20 protein-coding genes, 1 tRNA gene and 1 pseudogene are annotated in these 22,326 nt (G+C 76.2%); 6 read left to right on the forward strand and 16 right to left on the reverse strand.

What is annotated here, in order from left to right:
• Positions 1–138: 138 nt before the first annotated feature.
• Positions 139–1,497 carry a sensor histidine kinase gene (locus BLR12_RS02495; protein ID WP_091372981.1) on the forward strand — a complete coding sequence of 453 codons (1,359 nt, stop codon included), beginning with the start codon at positions 139–141 and terminating at the stop codon, positions 1,495–1,497.
• 15 nt (positions 1,498–1,512) lie between these two features.
• Here BLR12_RS02495 and BLR12_RS02500 read toward each other — a convergent pair whose 3' ends face one another.
• The 9 genes and pseudogenes from BLR12_RS02500 to BLR12_RS02540 form a co-directional block, all read right to left on the reverse strand.
• Positions 1,513–1,884, reverse strand: coding sequence for a nuclear transport factor 2 family protein (locus BLR12_RS02500; protein ID WP_176832309.1), 372 nt, complete (start codon positions 1,882–1,884; stop codon positions 1,513–1,515).
• A 132-nt stretch (positions 1,885–2,016) separates the two neighbouring features.
• Positions 2,017–3,213, reverse strand: coding sequence for a low temperature requirement protein A (locus BLR12_RS02505; protein ID WP_091372987.1), 1,197 nt, complete (start codon positions 3,211–3,213; stop codon positions 2,017–2,019).
• Between the two features lie 135 nt (positions 3,214–3,348).
• Positions 3,349–3,421: transfer RNA gene (locus BLR12_RS02510), tRNA-Thr, on the reverse strand.
• A gap of 140 nt (positions 3,422–3,561) precedes the next feature.
• Entirely contained in the window at positions 3,562–4,392 is an 831-nt protein-coding gene (locus BLR12_RS02515) for a DUF2182 domain-containing protein (protein WP_091372989.1), read from the reverse strand.
• 4 nt (positions 4,393–4,396) lie between these two features.
• Entirely contained in the window at positions 4,397–4,999 is a 603-nt protein-coding gene (locus tag BLR12_RS02520) for a DUF1326 domain-containing protein (RefSeq protein ID WP_091372992.1), read from the reverse strand.
• 287 nt (positions 5,000–5,286) lie between these two features.
• Complete coding sequence (locus tag BLR12_RS02525) at positions 5,287–5,928, reverse strand: hypothetical protein (RefSeq protein ID WP_091372995.1); 642 nt, start codon at positions 5,926–5,928, stop codon at positions 5,287–5,289.
• Between the two features lie 168 nt (positions 5,929–6,096).
• On the reverse strand, positions 6,097–8,631 hold the full coding sequence (locus tag BLR12_RS02530; protein ID WP_091372998.1) for a polynucleotide kinase-phosphatase: 2,535 nt from the start codon (positions 8,629–8,631) through the stop codon (positions 6,097–6,099).
• A pseudogene (locus tag BLR12_RS02535) lies at positions 8,628–10,031 on the reverse strand (3' terminal RNA ribose 2'-O-methyltransferase Hen1); the annotation flags it as partial. The pseudogene BLR12_RS02535 and the gene BLR12_RS02530, both read right to left, overlap by 4 nt.
• An 88-nt stretch (positions 10,032–10,119) precedes the next feature.
• Positions 10,120–10,758, reverse strand: coding sequence for a hypothetical protein (locus tag BLR12_RS02540; protein WP_091373002.1), 639 nt, complete (start codon positions 10,756–10,758; stop codon positions 10,120–10,122).
• 167 nt (positions 10,759–10,925) lie between these two features.
• Between BLR12_RS02540 and BLR12_RS02545 the strand changes: the two genes are divergently transcribed.
• The 4 genes from BLR12_RS02545 (at position 10,926) to BLR12_RS02560 (ending at position 15,563) form a co-directional block, all read left to right on the forward strand.
• Positions 10,926–11,831, forward strand: coding sequence for a universal stress protein (locus BLR12_RS02545; protein WP_091373005.1), 906 nt, complete (start codon positions 10,926–10,928; stop codon positions 11,829–11,831).
• A 178-nt stretch (positions 11,832–12,009) separates the two neighbouring features.
• The gene (locus tag BLR12_RS02550) at positions 12,010–12,786 is read left to right on the forward strand and encodes an ABC transporter permease (protein WP_091373008.1); all 777 of its coding nucleotides are present in this window, start codon (positions 12,010–12,012) and stop codon (positions 12,784–12,786) included.
• Positions 12,787–12,892: 106 nt separating this feature from the next.
• On the forward strand, positions 12,893–14,194 hold the full coding sequence (locus BLR12_RS02555) for a S1C family serine protease (protein ID WP_091373011.1): 1,302 nt from the start codon (positions 12,893–12,895) through the stop codon (positions 14,192–14,194).
• An 88-nt stretch (positions 14,195–14,282) separates the two neighbouring features.
• The gene (locus tag BLR12_RS02560; protein ID WP_091373013.1) at positions 14,283–15,563 is read left to right on the forward strand and encodes a DUF445 domain-containing protein; all 1,281 of its coding nucleotides are present in this window, start codon (positions 14,283–14,285) and stop codon (positions 15,561–15,563) included.
• An 85-nt stretch (positions 15,564–15,648) separates the two neighbouring features.
• Here the strand turns inward: BLR12_RS02560 and BLR12_RS02565 are convergent, their stop codons facing one another.
• The 6 genes from BLR12_RS02565 to BLR12_RS02590 form a co-directional block, all read right to left on the reverse strand.
• Entirely contained in the window at positions 15,649–16,008 is a 360-nt protein-coding gene (locus tag BLR12_RS02565) for a hypothetical protein (RefSeq protein ID WP_091373016.1), read from the reverse strand.
• 91 nt (positions 16,009–16,099) lie between these two features.
• A complete protein-coding gene (gene rlmB / locus BLR12_RS02570; protein ID WP_255363249.1) occupies positions 16,100–17,077 on the reverse strand; it encodes a 23S rRNA (guanosine(2251)-2'-O)-methyltransferase RlmB in 978 nt (325 codons plus the stop codon).
• The gene (gene cysS / locus BLR12_RS02575) at positions 17,059–18,462 is read right to left on the reverse strand and encodes a cysteine--tRNA ligase (RefSeq protein ID WP_091373019.1); all 1,404 of its coding nucleotides are present in this window, start codon (positions 18,460–18,462) and stop codon (positions 17,059–17,061) included. The genes rlmB and cysS overlap by 19 nt, the downstream gene beginning before the upstream one ends.
• Positions 18,459–18,959 (reverse strand): 2-C-methyl-D-erythritol 2,4-cyclodiphosphate synthase, encoded by a 501-nt coding sequence (gene ispF, locus BLR12_RS02580; RefSeq protein WP_091373021.1) that lies wholly within the window; start codon positions 18,957–18,959, stop codon positions 18,459–18,461. Before ispF ends, cysS begins: the two co-directional genes overlap by 4 nt.
• A 76-nt stretch (positions 18,960–19,035) precedes the next feature.
• The gene (gene ispD / locus BLR12_RS02585) at positions 19,036–19,698 is read right to left on the reverse strand and encodes a 2-C-methyl-D-erythritol 4-phosphate cytidylyltransferase (protein ID WP_091373025.1); all 663 of its coding nucleotides are present in this window, start codon (positions 19,696–19,698) and stop codon (positions 19,036–19,038) included.
• A gap of 41 nt (positions 19,699–19,739) precedes the next feature.
• Positions 19,740–20,222: a CarD family transcriptional regulator gene (locus BLR12_RS02590; RefSeq protein ID WP_091373028.1), complete on the reverse strand. Its 483-nt coding sequence runs from the start codon at positions 20,220–20,222 to the stop codon at positions 19,740–19,742.
• A 323-nt stretch (positions 20,223–20,545) separates the two neighbouring features.
• Here BLR12_RS02590 and BLR12_RS02595 point away from each other — a divergent pair, with 323 nt between their 5' ends.
• On the forward strand, positions 20,546–21,409 hold the full coding sequence (locus tag BLR12_RS02595; RefSeq protein WP_091373031.1) for a UbiA family prenyltransferase: 864 nt from the start codon (positions 20,546–20,548) through the stop codon (positions 21,407–21,409).
• Between the two features lie 19 nt (positions 21,410–21,428).
• Here the strand turns inward: BLR12_RS02595 and BLR12_RS02600 are convergent, their stop codons facing one another.
• Positions 21,429–22,316: a hypothetical protein gene (locus BLR12_RS02600; protein WP_091373034.1), complete on the reverse strand. Its 888-nt coding sequence runs from the start codon at positions 22,314–22,316 to the stop codon at positions 21,429–21,431.
• Between the last annotated feature and the right edge of the window lie 10 nt (positions 22,317–22,326).

Raw genomic sequence — 22,326 nt, forward strand, 5'->3', positions numbered from 1 at the left:
GCGGGCATCGTGGCACCGCTCCGCCCGCTCCGGGGCCCGTCGCGCCGCGGCCGGAGACGGTGACAGGGCAGGGGCGGCGGGGCACGCTGGCGGCCACCCGGCGCGGTACCCGCCGACCGCGGAACGGAGGCCACGCCCGTGCGCACCCGGATCGTCGCCCTGGCCGTCCTGGCCTCTGCCCTCGCCACCTGCCTGTTCGCCGTCCCGCTGGGCTACGCGGTGTACGCGCACCTGCTGGGACAGGAGCGCGGCCACCTGGTGCGGGAGGCCAGCGACGTCTCCATCGACGTCGCGGAGGAGGTGGACTGGAACATCCCCATCGACCCCGACGCCCTCACCGACATCGGCCACGACGACGAGGAGCTCACCGCGGCCGTGTTCGACGAGGACGGCCGCCTGCTGGCCGGGACCGCGCCCGACCGCGACGTCGCCGTCCTCTGGGAGGCCCTGGACGGGGAGGTGAGGTCCCGCATCGACGGGGACCTGCTGGTGGCGGGGGTCCCGGTCACCCACGGGCAGGAGGTGATCGGCGCCGTGCTGGTCACCGAGGACCGCGCCGACGTGCTCGGTGGGGTCGTCCTCACCTGGGCCGGGATGGCCGGGCTGGCCGCCGCGGCGGTGACCGTCACCTGGCTGGTGGCACGCCGGCAGGCCCGCCGGCTGGCGCGCCCGCTGGAGGACCTGGAGGCCAGCGCCCGCCGGCTCGGGGAGGGCGACTTCACCGTCCGCAACCGCCGGGGCGGCGTCGAGGAGATCGACGCGGTCGGCGCCGCACTCGACGCGACGGCGGCCCGCCTGGACGACCTGCTCGCGCGTGAGCGGGCGTTCTCCGCCGACGCCTCGCACCAGCTCCGGACGCCGCTGGCGGGCATGCGGCTGCGCCTGGAGGCAGCGCTGGAGCGCACCGACGCCGATCCGCGGCCGGCGATCGCCGCGAGCCTGGTCGACGCCGACCGCCTCGAGGCGATCATCGACGAGCTGCTGGCCCTCGCCCGCGCCGGGCAGGCCGCGTCGTCCGGACCGGTCGACCTGGACAGGCTGCTCGGTGAGCTGTCCCCCGAGTGGGGGGCGCGCCTGGCACTGCACGGCCGGGACCTGGAGGTGCGCGTCGAGCCGGGCACGCCGGACGCGCTCGCCTCCACGGCAGCGGTCCGCCAGGTGCTGGGCGTGCTGGTGGACAACGCCACCACGCACGGCCGCGGGACGGTCACCGTCGCCGTCCGGGAGGCCTCCGGCGCCGTGGCGGTCGACATCAGCGACGAGGGCCCCGGCGTGCACGACCCCGAGGGCGTGCTCTTCTCCCGGCAGGTCGACCGGCGGGACGGGCACGGCATCGGCCTGGCGCTGGCCCGCCGCCTGGTCGAGGCCGAGCAGGGCCGGCTCACGCTGACCCGCGTCGCGCCGCCGGTGTTCACCCTGCTGCTGCCGGCCGTCCCGTCCGAGCCGCGGGAGGGACAGGAGGCCGACGTCATCGCCTCCCCGCACTACGGTCGCTGAGCTCCGTTCACCGGGTCAGCCGGGCGCGGCCACGCGGTGCTCCGGCGGCCGGTCACCGCCGACGGTCACCCAGTACTCGACGCCGTCGTGCAGCAGGCCGTCCCGGACGGTCCAGAAGGCGGCGCAGCGGAACACCGCGGCCTCGCTGACGATCTCGACCTCCGCGGCACACGTCGACGAGGCGCCCACCGCCCGGAGGACCCGCAGGTCACCCCACGGCTCCGGGTAGTCGCGCTGGAAGGCGATCAGCTGCTCCCGACCGGTCAGCTGCTCGTCGGTGGCCGGCATGCGCAGCCGCGCCTCCGGGTGCAGCAGCGCGGTCGCCGCCTCCCAGTCGCGCGCCTGGTAGCGCTCGTAGAGGTCCCGCACCACGTGCTCCCCGCTCACCCGCCGACCATAGCCAGCCGGCGCAGCCCGTTGGACGCGCTCCTCGCAGGCCAGCAGGACGCTCTCGACCGACACGAGCGCGCCGGTCCGGGTCGGCACGCAGCGGTACGCGTCCCGCCGGGGCTCGGCAGGTCAGGTCTCGGTCGTCTCGATCCTGCCCCGGCGCTGCTCCCGGATGCCGGCGAGCACGACGAGGAGCAGCGCGACGCCGATGGCGCTCACGGTCACGAACGGCACGACCTCGTCGAAGACGCCGACCGCGACGACGACCGGGATCGCCGCGGTGGGCCACGGCCAGGCCGCCCGCCACGAGCCGGAGGTCCCGGCGATGAGCACCGCCGTGCCGGCCAGGAACAGTGCCGTCCCGGCGCACAGCGCCCAGCGCCCACCGGTCGTCAGCTCCCCGACGGGGTGGACGACGTACTGCTCGATGCCGACCCCCACGGCGGCCAGCCCGAGGGTGAGGGGCAGGTGCCCGTACACGTAGCGGTCGGCGGTGCCGCTGCGCTGCTCGGCCCCGTCGCCCGCGAGCAGGTGCTGCTTGCCGGCCGCCCCGCCGAGGTCGAAGTAGCTCCACCACAGCGCGGCGGCGATGACGAACCCGACCGCGGCCACGACGACCGACGACGTCCGCCAGTCGGTCTCGTACATGCCCTTGACCACCGACGTGACGGACTCGCCGAGGACCAGGATCACGAAGAGGGCGAACCGCTCGGGCAGGTGCTCGACGTGCAGGGGCACGTCACGGCCGTAGCGGGTGGCGACGAGCGGTCCGGCCGCCTCGAGCAGGATGCCCGCGGCCCACAGCCAGTACCGCGCGGGCGCGGGCACCGCCAGCGACACCGTCCACAGCGCAGCCCCGGCGCCGGTGCTGCCCAGGTAGACCGCGACGGTCCCCCGCGCCTCGGTGACGTGCCGCCACGCGCGCGCGTAGAGGACGAGCAGCATCACCCGGGTGGCCAGGTAGCCGAGGGTGAAGACCCCGGACTGCGCGCCGACGGCCTCGGTGGCCCCGGCCGCCATCACCGCCACCCCGAACATGCCGGCGAGCTTGACGATCCGGTAGACCACGTCGTTCGTGTCGAACCGGTTGGCGTAGAGCGTAATGGTCACCCACGACCACCAGGTGACGGTGAAGAGCCCGGCGAACACCCCGGCGCCGTGCCAGGTCAGGTCCTCCGCGAGGGCGGTGGCGAGCTGGGCGACGACGAGCACGTACGCGAGGTCGAGGAACAGCTCGAGCCGTGACGCGGTGCGGTCCTCGTCCGTGCGGAGACGGGGCGGGCTGATCAGGGGAGCCGCGTCGTGGGTGCTGGTGTCCGTGGCCACAGGGGTCCTCGTCGTCGGGAGTGCGCTGCAGGAGGTGGCAGCGACCGAGGACCGACGTGGCCGACTGCGTCTCGCAGTGCTACCCCGTCCGCGGGGCGCTACGCCCCGGCGGATGCAGCGCGAGGGAGAGGAGTGAGCCGACGGGGGGACTCGAACCCCCAACCGCCCGATTACAAGTCGGGTGCGCTGCCAGTTGCGCCACGCCGGCGGGACACGGGGCCACGCCCCGGCCTCCAAGGATAGGGACACCGCAGGGGACGACCGACCAGCGCCGGATCGCGGGACCGTGCCGGCCAGGACGGCGGGAGTCCCGGTCCTGCTGACACCGGTCCGTCAGCGCCGGAACCGCTAGGAGCCCATGGGCTCCATCTCGTCCATCTGGCCGGCGCCGGGGACGGTGAGAGCCGGGACGGCGTCGGGGGCGGCCAGCAGCAGGACGCCGAGGGTGAGCAGGACGGCAGCCGTCCCGTAGACCGCGACCCGGCGCCACGGCAGGGTCTTCTCGAGAGCGATCAGGCCCGCGACGAAGGCCATCCAGGCAACACTCATGACGCCCAGCGCGAACAGCGAGGCCATCAGCGCCCAGCAGCAGCCGACGCACCAGGCGCCGTGCCGCGCGCCCATCCGCAGTGCTCCCCCGTGGCCGTCCCGCCAGGCACCGAGCAGGAAGCCGAGCGGACTCCGGCACCTGCCGAGGCAGACGTCCTTGAGCGGGCTCAACTCGTAGCCCGCCGCGACGAGGAGCGTGGCACCGGCGACCCACCGGCCCGTCCGGTCCCAGGCGAGGACGTCACCCGCCGCCCGGCCCACGAGGGTGATGAGCGCGAAGGCCACCAGTCCCGCGCCGGCCCACGTGACCAGGTACCCGAGCACGAACAGCAGGGGCGACAGCGGGGACCGCCGGCGGGTCGTGCGGGAGTACAGCGCGACCGTCGGCGCGACCGACGGGAACATCATCGCGGCCATCATCACGACCCAGATCCCGAGGAACCAGCCCAGCGTCCCCAGGCCGGTCCACGGCCCCTCGTCCATGCCCCGCATCTGCCGGGCGGTCCACCACCAGCCGCCAGCGGCGAGGGCGAACAGGACGGCGACCAGCCCCAGACGGGCGCGGACGGCGGCGAAGGCCGGCGCGAGGCCGCCGCCTCCGGTGGGGCGTGCCTGCGCCGGAGCGGTCATCGGGTCACGCGGTCCAGGAGAACTCCGCGGTGGAGACGCCGGTCCTGCCCTCGTAGCGGATGCCGAAGGCGTCGATCCGCGAGCGCCGCGCCTCGGCCATCGTCAGGTTCGACGCGACCGGGTGGAACGCGCCGTCGAACCGGACCGGCCGGCCGTCCTCCTTGCCGAACGGCACGATGTCCTCGACCTCGAAGTCGATGGCGTCGCCGACGCGGACACTGTGCCGCAGCCCGTCGTCGCGCATCTCGATCGGCGCCCGTTCGACCCCGACGACCTCGCCCACCAGCGGCGCGAGCGCCGCCATCGGGCCGCCGAGCTGTCCGCCGAAGACCTTGACCAGCTTGTCGAACTGCTCGTCGCTGGCCTGGTCGTCGACGAACATCCCGAGTCGCCAGTTGCCATCGGTCATGACCTTCGGGGTGTCGATGATCGTCACCACCTTGCGGCCCCGGACGTCGGTGCCGTCGACCTCACCCTCGCGGATGTCGAAGGCCAGCGTCGCCCGGCAGAAGTCGTAGGTGGCGCCGTGGTCGAACGAGAGGTTGCACGGGCACATCAGCTCGCACGAGCAGGTCTCGGCGTAGCTGCCCTTGAGGTTCCACGACATCGCCGGCTCCCTCCACGGGGCGGCAAGTCTCCATCCCACGGACGACACGCGGCAACCACTTCTCCCGTGCACGGGCATGCCGGCAGGGCGCCGACCCGTGTCGTGCGCCCGACGCACCCTCGGGGTCGACGGACCGTGACGTGGACGCCATGGGGACACGGGCCCCGCCAGCCGTAACCACCACGGCCTCCGGGAGCTGTGGGGCCGGTTCGGCTCGGCAGTCGGCGAGGTCCGGCACCAGGTGGACCCCCGGGGTCTCCTGGACACGGGCGCACCGCCCGCGGGGATCAGGGGTCCCGCCACCTCGTCGGCAGCGCGGCGACGGCGGCGTCCGGGTCCCAGTCGGCCGGCCGGTCCTCGGGGTACCGCCAGGCCCGGCCACCGTCCACCCACCTCCGACGTGACCACCGGACCAGGTCGGGCCGCAGGTCGTCCGACCCCGACCGGCTGCCACAGCAGGAGCAGGTCAGGTACTGCGGCTCACCGGCGAACCAGCGCTCCGACCCGAGCTGGTCGGCGAAGCCGCACACCCGGCAGGAGGTCTCCGCGGTGCCGATGACCAGCGCGTCGGCGGCGTTGAGGCGCCGGCAGAGGTCCTCGACCTCCGTCGGGGTCCAGTCCACCGGTCGCGGACGGCGACGGAGGCCCCGCCGGGGCAGCCGGACCGCCACGACGCCGTCCGAGACCCGGCGCGCGCCCGGCGGCAGCCGGAAGGGCTCCGCAGACCCCAGGTCCACGACGTCCGCCAGCCCCCCGTCCGCCTCGCCCGTGCGGCGCACGCGGACACCGTCGTGGTGGGCGCACACCACGAAGTGCGTGGCGCTGACGTCCTCCGTGCCGACCACGGCCCGGTCATCCGGCCACAGGTCCGCCAGCACCCGCGCGGCGACCGCAGCGGCGCCGCGCATCAGGTCATCGCCGGGGGTCACGGCTCCTACCCGGCGGCGGGCACGCCCAGGGCGGCCCCGGCGGCCCACCGCCCGGTCCACCGCCGTCCCGTCACCCGGGTCATCATCCGGGAGCCGCCCCCGGGTGACGAGGGAAGCCGTCCTCTCACCTGCAGGGGGACCGCCGGCGTGCGCACGGGTCCCGGCTGGTCACAGCCGCGGGTCGACCGGCTCGGACTCCAGCGCCAGGACGGCGAAGACGCACTCGTGCACCCGCCAGAGCGGCTCACCCCGCGCCAGCCGCTCCAACGCCTCGAGACCGAGCGCGTACTCGCGCAGCGCCAGCCCCCGCTTGCGCCCCAGCGAGCGCTCGCGCAGCCGGTCGAGGTGCTGCGGCTCGGTGTAGTCCGGGCCGTAGACCAGCCGCAGGTACTCACGTCCACGGACCTTGAGGCCGGGCTGCACGTAGCCCCGCCGTCCCCGGGTCAGGTTGGCCGCCGGCTTCACGACCATGCCCTCCCCGCCGGCCGCGGTCAGCTCCTCCCACCACTCCGTCGCCGCGGCCTCCGCGGCCGGGTCGGTGACGTCGACGGCGCGCGAGCGGGTCGCACGGACCAGCTCGGGGTCGGCCCCGACCAGGCGGTCGGCGACCGAGAGGTGCCAGGCGTGCGGCCGGTCGGCGTACGTCGTCCCCGCCGTGGCGAGCACCTGGAACGGCGCGAGGCAGACGCCCGTCAGCCCGTCGGTGGGCCAGCAGTAGCGCCGGTAGACCTCCGTGAACGCCTCGGCGTCGGCTGACCGCCGCCGCTGGCGGTCGAGCAGGTCCCCCACGTCCAGACCCCGCCCGGTCGCGGCCTCCAGCGTCGCGAGGGCCGCCGGCAGCGCCGCCCGGGCGGCGGCCCCGACCGCCGCGTACTGGCTGCGGATGAGGTCGCCGGCCTTGGCCGACCAGGGCAGCAGCTCGGCGTCCAGCAGCACCCAGTCGGTGCCCAGCTCGTCGAACAGCCCGGCGCCCTCCACGGCGGCCGAGAGCCGGCTGGTGAAGGCGGCGGTGACCTCGGGCCCGGTGAAGGAGCGGCCGGTCCGGGTGTGCAGGACGCCGCTGCCGTCGCGGCGGACCAGCGCCACCGCCCGGGAACCCATGTGCTTCTCCTGGCACACGACGTCTGCCACGCCCTCGCCCCGGTAGTACGCGAACGCCTCCGCCGGGTGCTCGAGCAGCCCCGGCCGGGTCGAGGTGGCCGACGGGCTCATCGTCGGCGGCAGGTGGAGCAGCTGCGCCGGGGCGACGGCGAACCGGCTCATCACCTCGATCGCCGCCGCCGCGTTCTCCTCGCGCACGGTCACCCGGCCCGCGAGCCGGGTCTCCACCACGCGCTTGCCGAGCACGTCGTCCACGTCCAGGACGCCGTCCGGGCGCCGTTCCGCCACCGGTGGGGCGGCGTCCTCCGCGGGCAGGAACGGGCGGGCCGGCTCGTAGTACGTCTGCTGTGCCGGCACGCTGACCAGTTCCCGTTCCGGGTAGCGCAGCGCGGTGAGCCGGCCGCCGAAGACGCACCCGGTGTCCAGGCAGAGCGTGCCGTTCACCCACTCCGGCGTCGGCACCGGGGTGTGCCCGTAGAGGACCGTCGCGCGGCCGCGGTACTCCTCCGCCCACGGGTAGCGCACCGGCAGGCCGAACTCGTCGGTCTCCCCCGTCGTCTCCCCGTACAGCGCGAAGTCCCGCACCCGGGCGCTGGACCGCCCCTGCAGCGACTCCTTCAGTCCGGCGTGCGCGACCACGAGCGCGCCGCCGTCGAGGACGTAGTGGCTGACCAGGCCGTGGCAGAAGGTCTCGACCTCGCGCCGGAAGTGCTCGTCCTCCGACTCGAGCTGGGCCAGCGTGCGCTCCAGGCCGTGGGTGACCTGCACGTTGCGCCCGCGCAGGGCGCGCACCAGCTTGTGCTCGTGGTTGCCGGGGACGCACAGGGCATGCCCGGCGGCGACCATGCCCATGACCAGGCGCAGCACGCCGGGTGAGTCCGGGCCGCGGTCGACGAGGTCGCCGACGAAGACCGCACGGCGTCCGGCCGGGTGCTCGGCGTCCACGGGCCGGCCGCGGTCGTCCCGGCGGAGGTCGTAGCCGAGCTGCCCGAGCAGCTCTTCGAGCTCGGTGCGGCACCCGTGCACGTCCCCGACCACGTCGAACGGGCCGCTGTCCTCGCGCCGGTCGTTGTACTGCTTCTCGTAGGCGATGACCGCGCGGTCGACCTCGTCGGTGCCGTCGAGCACGTGCACCTTGCGGAAGCCCTCACGGCCCAGACCACGCAGGCCGCGCCGCAGGTCGGCCCGCTGCCGCCGGACGACCCCCGGAGCCAGGTCGCGGTCCGGCCGGGCGGCATTGCGCGCGAGGCACTCCGCCTCGGGCACGTCGAGCACGATCGCCACCGGCAGCACGTCGTGGTCGCGCGCCAGCCGGACGAGCGAGGCGCGGTCCTCGGCCTTGACGTTGGTGGCGTCCACGACGGTCAGCCGCCCGGCGCGCAGCCGGACGCCGGCGATGTGGTGCAGCAGCGCGAAGGCCGCCGGGGTGGCCGACTGGTCGTCCTCGTCGTCGGCGACCAGGCCGCGGCAGGCGTCGCTGGACAGCACCTGGGTGGGCCGGAAGTGCCGGCGGGCGAACGTGCTCTTGCCCGAACCGCTCACCCCGATGAGCACGACCAGGGCCAGGTCGGGGACGACGACGGTGCGCGGCTCCCCCGTCACGCCGCCACCTCCGCCGTCCCGCCGCGGGTGAACACGGCCATCTGCGTCGGCGTCCCCACCTCCGGGTCCACCTCGCCGACGCCGAGCAGCCGGACCGCGTACCCGTACCGGTCGCCGACCGCGGCGGCCCAGCCGGCGAACTGCGCCCGGGTCCACTCGAACCGGTGGTCCCGGTGCCGGAACGCGCCGGCCGGCAGCCCCTCGAACCGGACGTTGTACTCGACGTTGGGCGTGGTCACGACGACCGTGGCCGGGCCGGCGGCGCCGAAGACGGCGTGCTCGAGCGCCGGCAGCCGGTCCGGGTCCAGGTGCTCGACCACCTCCATCAGCACCGCTGCGTCGTAGCCCCGCAGCCGGGCGTCGGTGTAGGTCAGGCCGCTCTGCAGGAGCCGGATCCGCGCCCGCTGCCGCTCGGGCAGCCGGTCGAGCCGCAGCCGCCGGGCGGCCACCTCCAGGGCCCGGGCGCTGACGTCCACGCCGAGGACCTCGGTGAACGCCGGCTCGGCCAGGAGCGTGCCGAGCAGCGCCCCCGCACCGCAGCCCAGGTCCACGACCCGCTGGGCGCCCACGGAGCGGAGCGCCGCCAGCACCGCCCCGTGCCGCTGGAGCACCAGGGGCACCGGCCGGTCGGCCGCCTCCTCGCCGTCCGTGGTCCGCGGGCCGCCCGCCGCCGCGACCGGCGGGGCGGTGGCGTCGTCCAGCACGTCGGCCTCGACGTCGTCGACCTCGGCGAGCCGCTCGATGGCGCGGCGGGTCAGCCCCGTCCGGTGGCCCAGGTACCTGCGCGTGATCAGGTCGCGCTCCGGGTGCGTGGCCAGCCAGCCACCGCCCGCGCGCAGCAGCTTCTCGACCTCGTCGTCCCCGATCCAGTAGTGCTTGGCGTCGTCGAGCACCGGCAGGGCGACGTAGAGGTGGTTGAGCGCGTCCGCGAGCCGCAGGTCGACGTACCGGGAGTCCCCCCAGTCCGGGCGCGTCCCGTCCAGCGGCACCGCCGTCGCCTCGACCCGCCAGCCCAGCGGGGCGAAGAAGCGGTGTGCCGTCTCCGCGCCCCCGCGGCAGGAGAGCGCCGGCACGTGCACCTCCAGCGGCAGGGGGACGTCGACGAGCTCGGGGCGCTCCTTGCTCACGCCGCGGCGGGCGCTGGAGAAGGCCTTGCCGAGTGCCACGGCCAGCAGGCTGGACGCGGCGTAGGGACGGTCGTTGACGTACTGCGCCAGCGCCGTCCCCTCGGCCCCGCCGGCCCGTGCGCTCCGCACGAGCCCGACGGGGTCGACCTCGAGCAGCAGGGCCACGGTGCAGCGCTGCTCGTGCGCCTCGGGGTAGAAGACGTGCGCGGTGCCGGTGGAGACCGCCACCTGCTGCGCCCGGGCGGGGTTCTTGTGCAGCAGGAACCCGAGGTCGGGTGGCGGGCGCGTGCGTGGTGGACAAGGTGACGAGCACGCCGCAGTGTGACCGTCCGCCCCCGGGTGGTCGACCTCTTTCCGGGTCTCAGGCCGCCGCGTCGCCGTGCCGCATCTCGCCGCTCGGGTCGCTGCCGGGGAGCGGGACGCCGGACAGCCAGCGCGCGAAGCCCTCGGGGTCGCGCCGCTCCAGCTCGTCGAGGGTCTCCCGGCGGCGGGCGACGATCGCCTCGCGGCTGCGGGCGTCCAGCGGGCCGCTCAGCGCCGTCGTCGTCCGGACCCACTCCCGGCCGAGGTCGCCGGTCGACAGCGCGGACACCGGCGGCAGCGGGGCGGACGGCGCCGGCATCGGTGGCGCCGCCACCGCGGCCCGCGTCGTCGCCGCCCGCGAGCCGCGGACGAGTGCCGCGACCGCCCACGCCGCGGCAGCGGCCCCGGCCACCAGCAGGGTGAGCACCGCGCCGCCGAGGACCGCGGTGCCGGAGAGCAGGAGCAGCACCCCGACGGTCGTGGCCCCGGCCTTCCACGCCGCCTCGACGACGGCTGACCGCTCGGGCCGCGACTCGCGGGCCACCCCGGCGGCCAGGCAGGAGGAGACGACCGCCGCGAGGCCCACCGCGACCAGGCCCGCCGGTCGCAGGGCCAGGCCACCGACGGCGACCAGCCCGGCGCCGACGACGGCGCCGACACCGAGCAGGAAGCGGGGAAGCGGACCGCGGTCGGACACGGGGGGCACCCTCCAGGACGGGGCCGGGCGAACGGCGGCCCGGGGTCCCGCCCCTACCCAACCGCACGTCTCTTGCACCCTCCGTGTCCGGACCGTCTTCCCAGCGGCGCCCGGGGCGAGGACCCTCGACGCCAGCCACGGGGGACAACTGTCATCCGGAGGTGCCCGTGCCCACGACGACTCCCACTCCCGCCGGGACGCTGCCCGCGCCCGGCCCGGCGGGCGACGACCCGCAGGCCCCCATCGTGGTCGGGGCCGACGGCAGCGACTGCGGGCTGCGGGCGGTGCGGTGGGCCTCGGAGGAGGCCGTCCGTCGGGGCGCACCGCTGCGGATCGTGCACGCCACCCCGCACCACGGGCGCCGGGGCGTGGCCGGCAGCCCCGCCACCGAACTGCCCCGCGCCCGGGGGGCGACCGCGCAGGCCTACACCGTCGCGCGGCACACCGCGCCGTCGGTCGCGGTCTCCACCGAGCTGGTGCCCGGGGAGCCGGTGTCCGCGCTGCTGCGCGCGGCCGAGGACGCCCAGCTGGTCGTCCTCGGCATCACCACCACCGGCGCGGCCGACGAGCTGGTGCTGGCCTCGGTCGCCCAGCGGGTCGCCGCGCGGTCACCCCGGCCGGTGGTCGTCGTCCCCCGGTCCCGCCCCGGCGGCACCGGCTCCCGGCCGCACGTGGCGGTGCTGGGCCTGGGCGAGCAGGAGGACGACGAACCGGTCGCCGCCTTCGCCGCCGAGGAGGCCCTGCGCTCCGGCCAGCCGCTGCTGGTGCTGCACACGCGGTCCGACGACGGCGGTGAGTGGGCCGCGGACTCGGGGCGGTGGGCCGAGCGGTGGCCGGAGCTGCAGCTGTCGCACACGCCGGTACCCGGGCCGACCGGCGGGCGGGTGCTGGCCGCGGCCTGCCCGACCCCGCTGCTGTCGATGAGCGCCGGACACGGCGGGCTGCTGCACCGGCCGATGGACGCGCTGCACCGCTGGCTGCTGCGGCACTGCACCTCGCCGATGGCGTTCGTGCCGCCGGTGCACCGGGTGACGGGCACCGAGCCGCGCGAGGAGATCATCGCCGTCGGGTGAAGTCGAAGGACCTCCCTGCTCCCCACCACTCGCAAGCTCGCGGCGGGACCCTGCAGGGAGGCCGGCGGGACCCTGCTGAGGGGCCGTTCCAGGACGTCGCCACTGCCTTTCGCGCGCGGAAGGCAGTTGGGGACGGCGCCGCTGTGCAGTACCGGACGGCCGGGCAAGATCACCGCCCGTGGGTTCCTCCGTCGTCGACCTCGGCCCTCGGCTCGCGGTGGTGCTGGTCGCGCTGACCGTGCTCGCCGCGGTCGCCGGCCGGCTGCCCGGGCTGGGCCAGGACCGCCCGGTCGTCGTCGCGGCCGTTCGGGCGACGGTGCAGCTGGCCGCCGTGTCCGCCGTCCTGCTGGTGGTCGTGCGCTCGCTGGCCCTGTCGGCGCTGTTCGTGCTGCTCATGCTCGGCGTCGCGGCGGTGACCGCGGCCGGCCGGGTCACCGGCCTGGCCCTGCGCAGCCCGGGCGCCGCCCGCCGGGTGGGCACCGCGGCCGTGCCCGTGCTGGCCGGCGCCGCCCCGGTGGTGGCCCTGGTGCTGTCCGGCGGCGCCGTGCCGCTGCGCGGTGAGGCGGTCATCCCGATCGCCGGGATCCTCGTCGGCGGGGCGATGACCGGCACGTCCCTGGCCGGCCGCCGGCTGCGCGAGGAGCTGGCGACCCGCCGCGGCGAGGTCGAGGCCGCCCTCGCGCTGGGCCTGCCGCAGCAGGACGCCGTCCGGCTGGTGCTGCGCCAGGCGGCGGGCACCGCGCTCGTCCCCCCGCTGGACCAGACCCGCACGGTCGGGCTCGTCACGCTCCCCGGGGCCTTCGTCGGGGTGCTGCTCGGTGGCGGCAGCCCGCTGGAGGCCGGCGCGGCCCAGCTGCTGGTGCTCGTCGGCCTGCTGGCAGCGCAGGTCACCGCGGTGTGGACGGTGGTGGAGCTGGTGGCCCGCGGCCGGTTGCTCCCCGACGTCCCCCGCTGAGGCGTCCAGGGACCTCACAGGAGACCGTCAGCCCTGGGCCAGCCGCACGGACCACAGTGGTCGTCGGAGGGCGGTGGAGTGCCGCCCACGAGGAGGACGAGGACACGTGAACCCCTACGGCACCCCCACCTCGGCGTCGGGCCCCTGGGCCCCGCCGACCTGGCCGCAGCCGCCCGCCGGCGGGCAGTCCGCGCCGGGCCCGCAGGCCCCGGGGTCCGCCGGGCACGGACAGCCCCTCCCCGGCCAGCCGCTCCCCGCCCAGCAGCCGGGTCAGCTCCCGCCCGTCCCGCCGTCGCCCCGCGGGTCCGGCCGGCTGCGGATGGGCGTCGCCGGCCTGCTCGCCGGGGCGCTGATCGGCGGTGGCGCCGGGGCCGGTGTGGTCGCGCTCGCCGACGGCCAGGACGGCACGGTCGGCGGCGGTGGCACGGCCGCCGCGCAGAACGTCACCATCACCAACCCCGAGACGGCGACCGCCGTCACCGCCGCCGCGGCCAAGGCCGCGCCGAGCTCGGTCACGGTCTACGTGACCGACGGCGCGGGCTCCGGCAGCGGGTCGGGCGTCATCCTCAGCGAGGACGGCTACGTCCTGACCAACAACCACGTGGTCGGCCTGGACGGCGCCGGCGAGCCCATCGTCTCGGTGCGCACCGCCGACGGCACGCTGTACGACGCGACGATCGTGGGCACGCAGCCGGTCTACGACCTGGCGGTGCTCAAGCTGGAGGGCGCCTCGGGCCTGGTCCCGGCCGAGTTCGCCGACTCCGACGAGGTGCAGGTCGGTGACCTGGCCGTCGCCATCGGCGCCCCGCTGGGCCTGTCGGACACCGTGACCGACGGCATCATCAGCGCCAAGGGCCGGGCCGTGGCCACCGGCTCGGCCGAGGGTGACGCCACCGTCATCGACGCCCTGCAGACCGACGCGGCGATCAACCCCGGCAACTCCGGTGGCGCGCTGGTCGACGGCGCCGGCGAGGTGATCGGCATCAACACCGCCATCGCCACGGTCGCCGCGGGCGCGCCCGGCGCCTCGGCGCAGAGCGGCAGCATCGGCGTCGGCTTCGCCATCCCCGGCAACACCGCCGCGCGGATCGCCCAGGAGCTCATCGCCGACGGCTCCGCCGAGATCACCTACCTGGGCGTGCGCGCCCAGACCGCGGCGGACGACGCCAACGCCGAGGTCGGCACCGGTGCCCAGGTGGTGCAGGTGGAGCCGGGCACGCCCGCGGCCGACGCGGGCCTGCGGGCCGGCGACGTGGTCACCGCGGTCGGCGACCGGGTCGTGACCACCTCGACCGAGCTGACCGCCGCCGTCCGCAGCTCGGCCCCCGGCGACGAGGTGACGCTGACCGTGCGCCGCGGCCAGGCCACCGAGCAGCTCGACGTCAGCCTGGGTGCCACCGAGGGCTGAACCGCAACGGACTGGAACGGCCCCCCTGCCGGGGCCCGCGGCGAGCGTGCGAGCCGTGGGGCAGGGGGGTCCTTCTAGGGTGGGACGGGTGTCGTCGAGTTCCGCGCAGGCTCCCCTGGCCGCCTCCCTCGACGACCCGGAGCGGGCCCGCGACCTGGCCCGGATGAAGCGGCTGGCGACCGGCCTGTTCCTGGTCGCCGCCGCCGTCTTCCTCGGCTGCGTGCTGCTCGGCGAGGAGGCCGGCGCCTGGGTCGGCTACGTGCGGGCCACCGCCGAGGCCTCGATGGTCGGGGCGCTGGCCGACTGGTTCGCCGTCACCGCGCTGTTCCGCCACCCGCTGCGGCTGCCGATCCCGCACACCGCGATCATCCCGCGCAAGAAGGACCAGATCGGCGCGAGCCTGGGCACCTTCGTGCAGCACAACTTCCTCACCCGGGCGGTGGTCGAGGAGAAGCTGACCACCATCGACGTGCCCGGCCGGCTGGGCGCGTTCCTCGCCGCCCCGGGCCGGGCCGAGCGGCTGGCCGGGGACGCCGGGGCGCTGCTGCACTCCCTCTCCGGCCTGCTGAAGGACGACGACCTGCAGCCGGCCGTCGCCGGGCTGGTGGACCGCAAGCTGCACGCCACCCCTGCCGCCCCGGTGGTGGCCCGGGTCCTGGAGCTGGTGGTCGACGGCGACCGGCACCAGGAGGTGCTCTCGGCAGGCCTGCGCGGGCTGGCCCGGTTCCTGCAGGACAACCGGGTGGTCTTCCGCGCGCAGCTGGGCGACGCCTCACCCGCGTGGGTGCCGGACTGGGTGGACGACCGCGTCTTCGACCGGGCCTTCGCCGGCGTCCAGCAGTTCTTCGAGGAGGTCGGCGACGACCCCAGGCACGAGCTGCGGCGGGCCTACGACGCCCGGCTGCGGAAGTACGTGCACGCCCTGCGCACCGACCCCGCCACCGCGGCCCGCGTGGAGGACCTGAAGAAGGAGCTGCTGGAGCACCCCGCCGTCCGGACCTGGTCGGGGTCGCTGTGGACCAACGTCAAGGACGCCGTCCTCGAGGCGGCCGCCGACCCCGACTCGGTGCTGCGCGCCCGGGTGGCCGACCTCGTCCGCGAGGCCGCCCGGCTGCTGGAGACCGACCCGCGGGTGCGCGAGCTGGTGCAGCGCCACGCGCACGGCATCGCCGGCTACCTGGTGGAGCGGTTCTCCGGCGACGTCGCCGACCTGGTGGGCAGCACGGTCGCCCGCTGGGACACCGAGGAGACCAGCCGCCGCATCGAGCTGCAGGTCGGCCGGGACCTGCAGTTCATCCGGATCAACGGCACCGTCGTCGGCGGCCTGGCCGGCCTGCTCATCTACACCGTCGCCCAGCTCCTGGGCTGAGGCTCCGGCGAGATCGCCGATCTCGCACGCTTCGACGGCCGTGTCCGTACGAGATCGCCGATCTCGTCGCTGGAGAGGCCAGCGCTCATCTACCGGCGCGCTCGTCGAGCACGAGTGCGCCGAGGGCGAGCGCACCCCAGCCCCAGGCCGAGACGGCGACCAGGCGTCCCGTCCCGCGGCCGGCCACCGCCGCGGGGAACACGACCGCGTCGGTCCAGTCGCAGAGCACCCGTGCCGCGGCCGCGAGCCGTCGCGCCCGACCGGCGGGTGCCGCCACCAGGGCCAGGCCGGTGACGGCGTCCCGGGCGCCCAGGGCGCGGACGAGGCTGCGGGTGTCGGCGGTGTCGGTCAGCCGGGCGGGTCCGATGAGGACCCCGGGCGCCACGACCAGCGCAGCCGAGAAGGCGGCCGTGGCAGCGCCGACGAGTGAGGTCAACGAAGGCATGTCCCCAACCAACCAGCCCGAGCGGCCGAACGGTGGGCGCAGATGCGCAGTTCCACGGCCGGGAACTGCGCCTCAGCGCACACCGTCGCGCCTACCGCCGTGCACTCGCCGCGGCGTAGAGGGCGATGCCGGCGGCGACGCTGACGTTGAGCGACTCGGTGTCCCGGGCGATCGGGATGCGCACGACGACGTCGCAGCGCTCCCGCACCAGCCGCGACAGTCCCGCCCCCTCGGCGCCGACCACCAGCGCCAGCGGGTCGGCGAACCCGTCGAACTCGTGCACGTCGACGTCCCCGTCGCCGGCCAGGCCGACCGTCATCAGCCCGGCGTCCTGGTAGGCGGCCAGCGCGCGGGCCAGGTTGACCGCGCGGGCCACGGGCAGGCGTGCGGCGGCACCCGCGCTCGTGCGCCAGGCCGAGGCGGTCATGCCGACCGAGCGGCGCTGCGGCACGACGACGCCGTGCGCGTCGAACGCGGCGGCCGAACGGACGACGGCGCCGAGGTTCCGCGGGTCGGTGACGCCGTCCATCGCGACGACCAGCGGCGGGCGGCCCGAGTCACGGGCGACGTCCAGCAGGTCGTCCGGGTGCGCGTACTGGTACGGCGGCACCTGCAGCCCGATGCCCTGGTGCAGCGCACCGTTGGACATCCGGTCGAACTCGGCCTTGCCGACCTCCAGCAGCGGCAGCCCGCGGTCGTTGGCCAGGTGCAGCGCCTCGGTGATCCGCTCGTCGGTCGCCGCCCGGGTGTCCCCGGTGACCACGTACAGCGCGGTCGCCGGGATCTGCGCGCGCAACGCCTCCACCACGGGGTTGCGGCCGAGCAGCAGCTCCGGCGCCTCCTCGGCTCGCTGCCGGCTGCGGTCCCGCTCGGCCCGGCGCCGGGCGTCGGCGGCCGCGCGCCGCTGCGCCGGGTGGCCGGTGCGCTGCTCCGCCGGCGGGGTGGCACCGCGGCCGGCCAGCGACCGGCGGTTCTTGCCCCCGGTGCCCCCGGCGGCGCCCTTCTTGTGCGCGCCGGTGGTGCGGCCACGGCGCTGGCTGTTGCCGGCCATCAGCGGCTCAGCTCCCATCGGGGTCCCTGCGGGGTGTCCTCGACCTGGACACCGAGTCCGGCGAGCTGGTCGCGGATCGCGTCCGCTGTCGCGTAGTCCTTGCGGGCGCGGGCCGCCTGCCGCTGCTCCAGCGCCAGCGCGACGAGGCCGTCGGTGACCCGGGCCCGCCCGTCGTCCCCGCCCGCGGCGGCCCAGTGCGGGTCGAGCGGGTCCAGGCCCAGGACGCCGAGCATCGCCCGCACCGAGCCCAGCGTGCCGGCGACCGCCTTCTCGTCGCCCTCGGCCAGCGCGGTGTTGCCCTCCCGCACCACCTCGTGGACCGCGGCGATCGCCGCCGGGGTGCCGAGGTCGTCGTCGAGGGCGTTGCTGAAGTCGGCGCACAGCACCGGGCTCCCGGCGTCGGCACCCACCCGCTCGGCGGCGCGCTTCACGAACGACTCGATGCGCCGGTAGGCCGCGCCGGCCTCGGCGAGCGCGGCGTCGGTGAACTCGACCGTCGAGCGGTAGTGCGGGGCGACGAGGTAGTAGCGCAGCTCCACCGGTCGCACCCGCCGCACGACCTCGTCGACCAGCGCGGTGTTGCCCAGCGACTTGCTCATCTTCTCACCGCCCAGGGTCACCCAGCCGTTGTGCAGCCAGTACCGCGCGAACCCGTCGCCGGCGGCCCGCGACTGGGCCTGCTCGTTCTCGTGGTGCGGGAAGCGCAGGTCCAGCCCGCCGCCGTGGACGTCGAACTCCGGGCCGAGGTACCGCTCGGCCATGGCGGAGCACTCCAGGTGCCAGCCCGGCCGGCCGCGACCCCACGGGGTGGGCCAGGACGCGGTCTCCGGCTCACCGTCCTTGTGCGCCTTCCACAGCGCGAAGTCGCGGGGGTCGCGCTTGCGGGCGTCGGTGTCGGTGTCGCCGGCCGGCTCCAGGTTCTCGAGCTTCTGCCCGGTCAGCGCGCCGTACTCGGGGAACGAGCGGACGTCGAAGTACACATCGCCGTCGACGGCGTAGGCGTGACCGCGGTCGACCAGCCGCTGCACCAGCTCGACCATGTCCGGCACGTGCCCGGTGGCGCGCGGCTCGTAGGTGGGCGGCAGCACCCCGAGGGCGTCGTAGGCGCGGGTGCAGGCCAGCTCGTTGGTGTAGGCCCAGGCCCACCACGGCACGCCCCGGTCGGCGGCCTTGGCGAGGATCTTGTCGTCGATGTCGGTGACGTTGCGGACGTAGGTGACCTCGAGGCCGGACGCGGTCAGCCAGCGGCGGAGCACGTCGAAGGACAGCGCGGCGCGCACGTGGCCCACGTGCGGCGGCCCCTGCACGGTGAGCCCGCAGACGTAGACGGAGGCCTGCCCGGCACGCAGGGGCGTGAACTCACGGACCGCACGGGCGGCCGTGTCGTACAGGCGGAGGCTCACTGCGGGGAGTCTACGGACCCCGCCCGGACCACCAGGGCCGTCGCCACCGCCGCCCGGCCCTCGCCGCGCCCGGTCAGGCCCAGGCCGTCGGTCGTGGTGGCCGTGACGCTCACCGGCGCACCGAGCGCCCCGCTCAGCACCTGCTCGGCCTCGGCGCGGCGCGGGCCGATCTTCGGGGTGGTGCCCACGAGCTGCACGGCGGCGTTGCCGACCCGCCACCCGGCGGCCTCGAGGACCTCGCGCACGTGCACCAGGACGTCGGCTCCGCGCGCCCCGGCCCAGCGGGGGTCGTCGGTGCCCAGCAGGCCGCCGATGTCCCCCAGCCCGGCGGCGGAGAGGACGGCGTCGGTGAGGGCATGGGCCACGACGTCGCCGTCGGAGTGCCCCGCGCAGCCGTCGGCCCCCGGCCACTCCAGCCCGGCCAGCCAGCAGGTGCGGCCGGCCTCCACGGGGTGGACGTCGACCCCGATGCCCACGCGCGGCAGGTCGCTGCTCATGGCTCGACTCCGGGCTCGTTCCGCTCCTCGGTCGCCAGCGCTCCCTGCGGTGCTCGCTCCCCCGTCGTCCTCGCGCTCAACGGGCCACGGCCAGCTCGGCCAGCGCCAGGTCGTGCGGCACGGTCACCTTGGCCGAGCGCTCGTCCCCGGCCACCGTGCTCACCGGGACGCCGGCGGCGCGGACCACCGCTGCGTCGTCGGCCAGCTCGGCGCCGGGCGGCAGCCGGTCGTAGGCGTCGGCCAGGACGGGGCGGGCGAAGCCCTGCGGGGTCTGCACCCGGCGCAGCGTCTCCCGCGGGAGGGCGCCGGTGACCACGCCGTCGCCGTCCACGCTGACCGTGGCGTCGACGACCGGCAGCACCGGCACGACCGCCGGCGCGCCCCCGGCCAGCGCCCCGAGCACCCGGGCCACCACGTCGGTCGGGGTCAGCGGGCGGGCGGCGTCGTGCACGAGGACGGCGTCGGCGGCCTCCGGGGCGGCGGCCAGGGCGGCGCGCACCGACGCCGTCCGGGTGGCGCCGCCGACGACCAACCGGACGTCGGCGGGGAGGACCGCGGCGAAGGCGGCGAGCTCGTCGCCGGGCACCGCGACCACGACGTCGCCCACCCCGCTGGCGCGCAGGGTGTCGACCGACCAGCGGACCAGCGCCCGGCCGGCCAGCGGGACCAGCGCCTTCGGCCGGTCCGCCCCCAGACGCAGACCACTCCCGGCCGCTGGGACGATGCCGACAGCGTGCACGGGAGTGGTCGGGAGGTGCGGGGAGGGCTCGAGAGCCGAGCTCAGCTGGCGAGGACCTCGTCGAGGAGGACCTCGGCCTTATCCTCGTTGGTGCCCTCGGCGAGCGCGAGCTCGCTGACCAGGATCTGGCGGGCCTTGGAGAGCATCCGCTTCTCGCCGGCCGACAGGCCACGGTCCTTGTCGCGACGCCACAGGTCACGCACGACCTCGGCGACCTTGTTCACGTCGCCGGAGGCGAGCTTCTCGAGGTTGGCCTTGTAGCGGCGCGACCAGTTGGTCGGCTCCTCGGTGTGCGGGGCGCGCAGCACCTCGAAGACCCGGTTCAGTCCGTCCTGACCGACGACGTCGCGGACGCCGACGATCTCTGCGTTGTCAGCCGGTACGCGCACGGTCAGGTCGCCCTGGGCGACCTTCAGCACGAGGTAGGCCTTCTCTTCACCCTTGATGGTCCGCGTCTCGATCGCCTCGATGAGAGCGGCTCCGTGGTGCGGGTAGACAACGGTCTCGCCGACAGTGAAGCCCATGTGTGTGTGACCCCTTTCGCTGTCCACAGGTTACCACGACACCCTGACGAACGGGACCGTCCGGACTTGTAAACCCGCAGGTCAGGAGGCCCGTTCGTTACGGCGGAGGGGTTGACAGGGCCACGGTCGGTGTGCCTCGACGCCCCGGCGGCCGGGCGGCGGGTCCCGGCGGCACCGCCCCGTGACGGTCCGCCGGGCCCCGCTGCGAGGGGTGGGCGCCAGTGGTGGGTACGTCCGCCGGTGCGGCGGCGTTCAGCCGGTCACGGGTCCGTCCGGACGCCGGTCGTGCCGTCGCGGCCGGACCGCACCCCTAGGCTCGCCGCGTGGTCCAGGCCCCCGGTCCTAAGCAGGGGACGTCGCCCCGTGCGCTGGTGGCGGCGACGCACGCCGGACCGACCGTCGCGGTCACCGTGGTGGCCACCCTGCTGGCCGTGGCCGCGGGCTCACCACCGGGCCGGGTGCTGCTCGTGGCGCTGGCCGTCCTCGCCGGTCAGGTCTCCATCGGGTGGAGCAACGACTGGCTCGACGCCGACCGCGACCGGGCGGTCGCGCGAGCCGACAAGCCCGTCGTCCAGGGCGCCGTCGCACCCGGGCTGCTGCGCTCGCTGGCGCTCGGGTCGGCCGCCACGGCCGTCGTCCTGTCGCTGCTGCTGGGCGTCGTCCCGGGGCTGCTGCTGCTCGTGCTGGTGGCCAGCGGCTGGGCCTACAACGCCGGGCTCAAGCGCACCGCCACCTCCGCGCTGCCGTACGTGACCGGCTTCGGTGCGCTCCCGGCCGGGGTGGTCGCGGCCGCGCCGGGTGGGTCGGGCTGGGTGGCCGCGCCGTGGTGGCTGGTCACCGCCGGAGCGGCCCTGGGTGCGGCCGCGCACCTGGCCAACGTGGCGCCGGACCTGGAGGACGACCTGGCCACCGGCGTCCGCGGGTTGCCGCACCGGCTGGGTGCCCGCGGCTCCGCCGTCACCGGTGCGGTGCTGCTGGGCGCCGCGACGCTGGTGCTGGTGCTCGGCCCCGAGGGGCCGCCGTCGGCCACCGGGTGGGCCGGGCTGGCGCTGGCGCTGCCGGCCGTCGTGGTCGCCGCGCTGGCGGGGACGGCGCGCTTCCGGCGGTCGGCCTTCCCCGCCGTCCTGCTGCTGGCCGTCCTCGACGTGGTGCTGCTGCTGGCCGGCGGAGCCGCGGTCAGGGTGTGACCGCGGCCCCGCCGCGGCGTCACTTCCCGCCGTTGCCCTTGCCGTTGCCGTTGCCGTTGCCGTTCCCCTTGCCGTTGCCGTCCACCGGCTCCGCCCCGGCCGGCGCGGCCGGCAGCTCCGCGGCCGGCTCCTCGGCGACCGGCGCGGGGACGGCGGCGCGCTCGGCCTTGCGGGCGTCGTTGCGCTCGTGCGCCTCCCGGCTCACCGTGCCGCCGTCGACCCAGCCCTGCCGGGCGCCCTCGCTCACCCAGTCACCGTGCGACTGGCCCGCGGCCGGCCCCTCGGACCACCGCTCCTCGGTCAGCGCGGTGCCGGCCGGGTCCGCCACGTCCCCGGTCACCGGCTCGGGTGCCGGCACGGGCGCCGGCTCGGGTGCCGGCTCCACGACGGGCTCCGTGCCGGTGTCCCCGGGGTCGGGAACGGTCTCGTCCCCGGCCGGGGCCGGCACGTCCGACGCCGGCACGTCCGTCGTGGGCTCGTCCGTCGTCGTGGGCACCTCGGTCGTGGTCTCGACGGCGGGCGCCGGCTCCTCCGGGGTGGTCAGCGCGACGGTGGTCGCGGTGCCGGTCAGCGCCACGACGACGACGCCGGTGCCGGCGGCCGCCTTGGCGACGGCGCCGGCCGCCGCGAACTTGGCGACGAGGGTGGTGATCAGCATTCGGGGCCTCTTCCGTGAGGTCCGGGCGGGTCGCCCGGCCGTCCCGCGGGACGGTTCCTGGGTGGGGACGAGGAGACCGGTCACCAGCAGCTCGGCCAGCGCCGCGTTGGGCCGCCCGGGCTCGGTGGCGCCGGCCCGGACCGCGTCGGTGAACGCGGCCAGGCCGGCGGCGCCGTCCGGCACGGGACGCCCGGCGAGGCAGGCCTCGAAGGCCCGCTCGTCGGCGGTGGCGTCGGCTGGTGTGGTCATCTCGTCCCTG

The sequence above is a fragment of the Geodermatophilus sp. DSM 45219 genome (genome assembly GCF_900104025.1).
In the GTDB taxonomy this organism is placed as follows: Bacteria; Actinomycetota; Actinomycetes; order Mycobacteriales; family Geodermatophilaceae; genus Geodermatophilus.

Bases quoted from the DNA above. Each gene is read 5' to 3' on its own strand.
- BLR12_RS02515 (WP_091372989.1), bottom strand. From the start codon at position 4,392: ATGACCGCTCCGGCGCAGGCACGCCCCACCGGAGGCGGCGGCCTCGCG.
- BLR12_RS02520 (WP_091372992.1), bottom strand. From the start codon at position 4,999: ATGTCGTGGAACCTCAAGGGCAGCTACGCCGAGACCTGCTCGTGCGAG.
- BLR12_RS02565 (WP_091373016.1), bottom strand. From the start codon at position 16,008: ATGCCTTCGTTGACCTCACTCGTCGGCGCTGCCACGGCCGCCTTCTCG.
- rlmB (WP_255363249.1), bottom strand. From the start codon at position 17,077: ATGGGAGCTGAGCCGCTGATGGCCGGCAACAGCCAGCGCCGTGGCCGC.
- ispF (WP_091373021.1), bottom strand. From the start codon at position 18,959: ATGAGCAGCGACCTGCCGCGCGTGGGCATCGGGGTCGACGTCCACCCC.
- BLR12_RS02590 (WP_091373028.1), bottom strand. From the start codon at position 20,222: ATGGGCTTCACTGTCGGCGAGACCGTTGTCTACCCGCACCACGGAGCC.
- BLR12_RS02600 (WP_091373034.1), bottom strand. From the start codon at position 22,316: ATGACCACACCAGCCGACGCCACCGCCGACGAGCGGGCCTTCGAGGCC.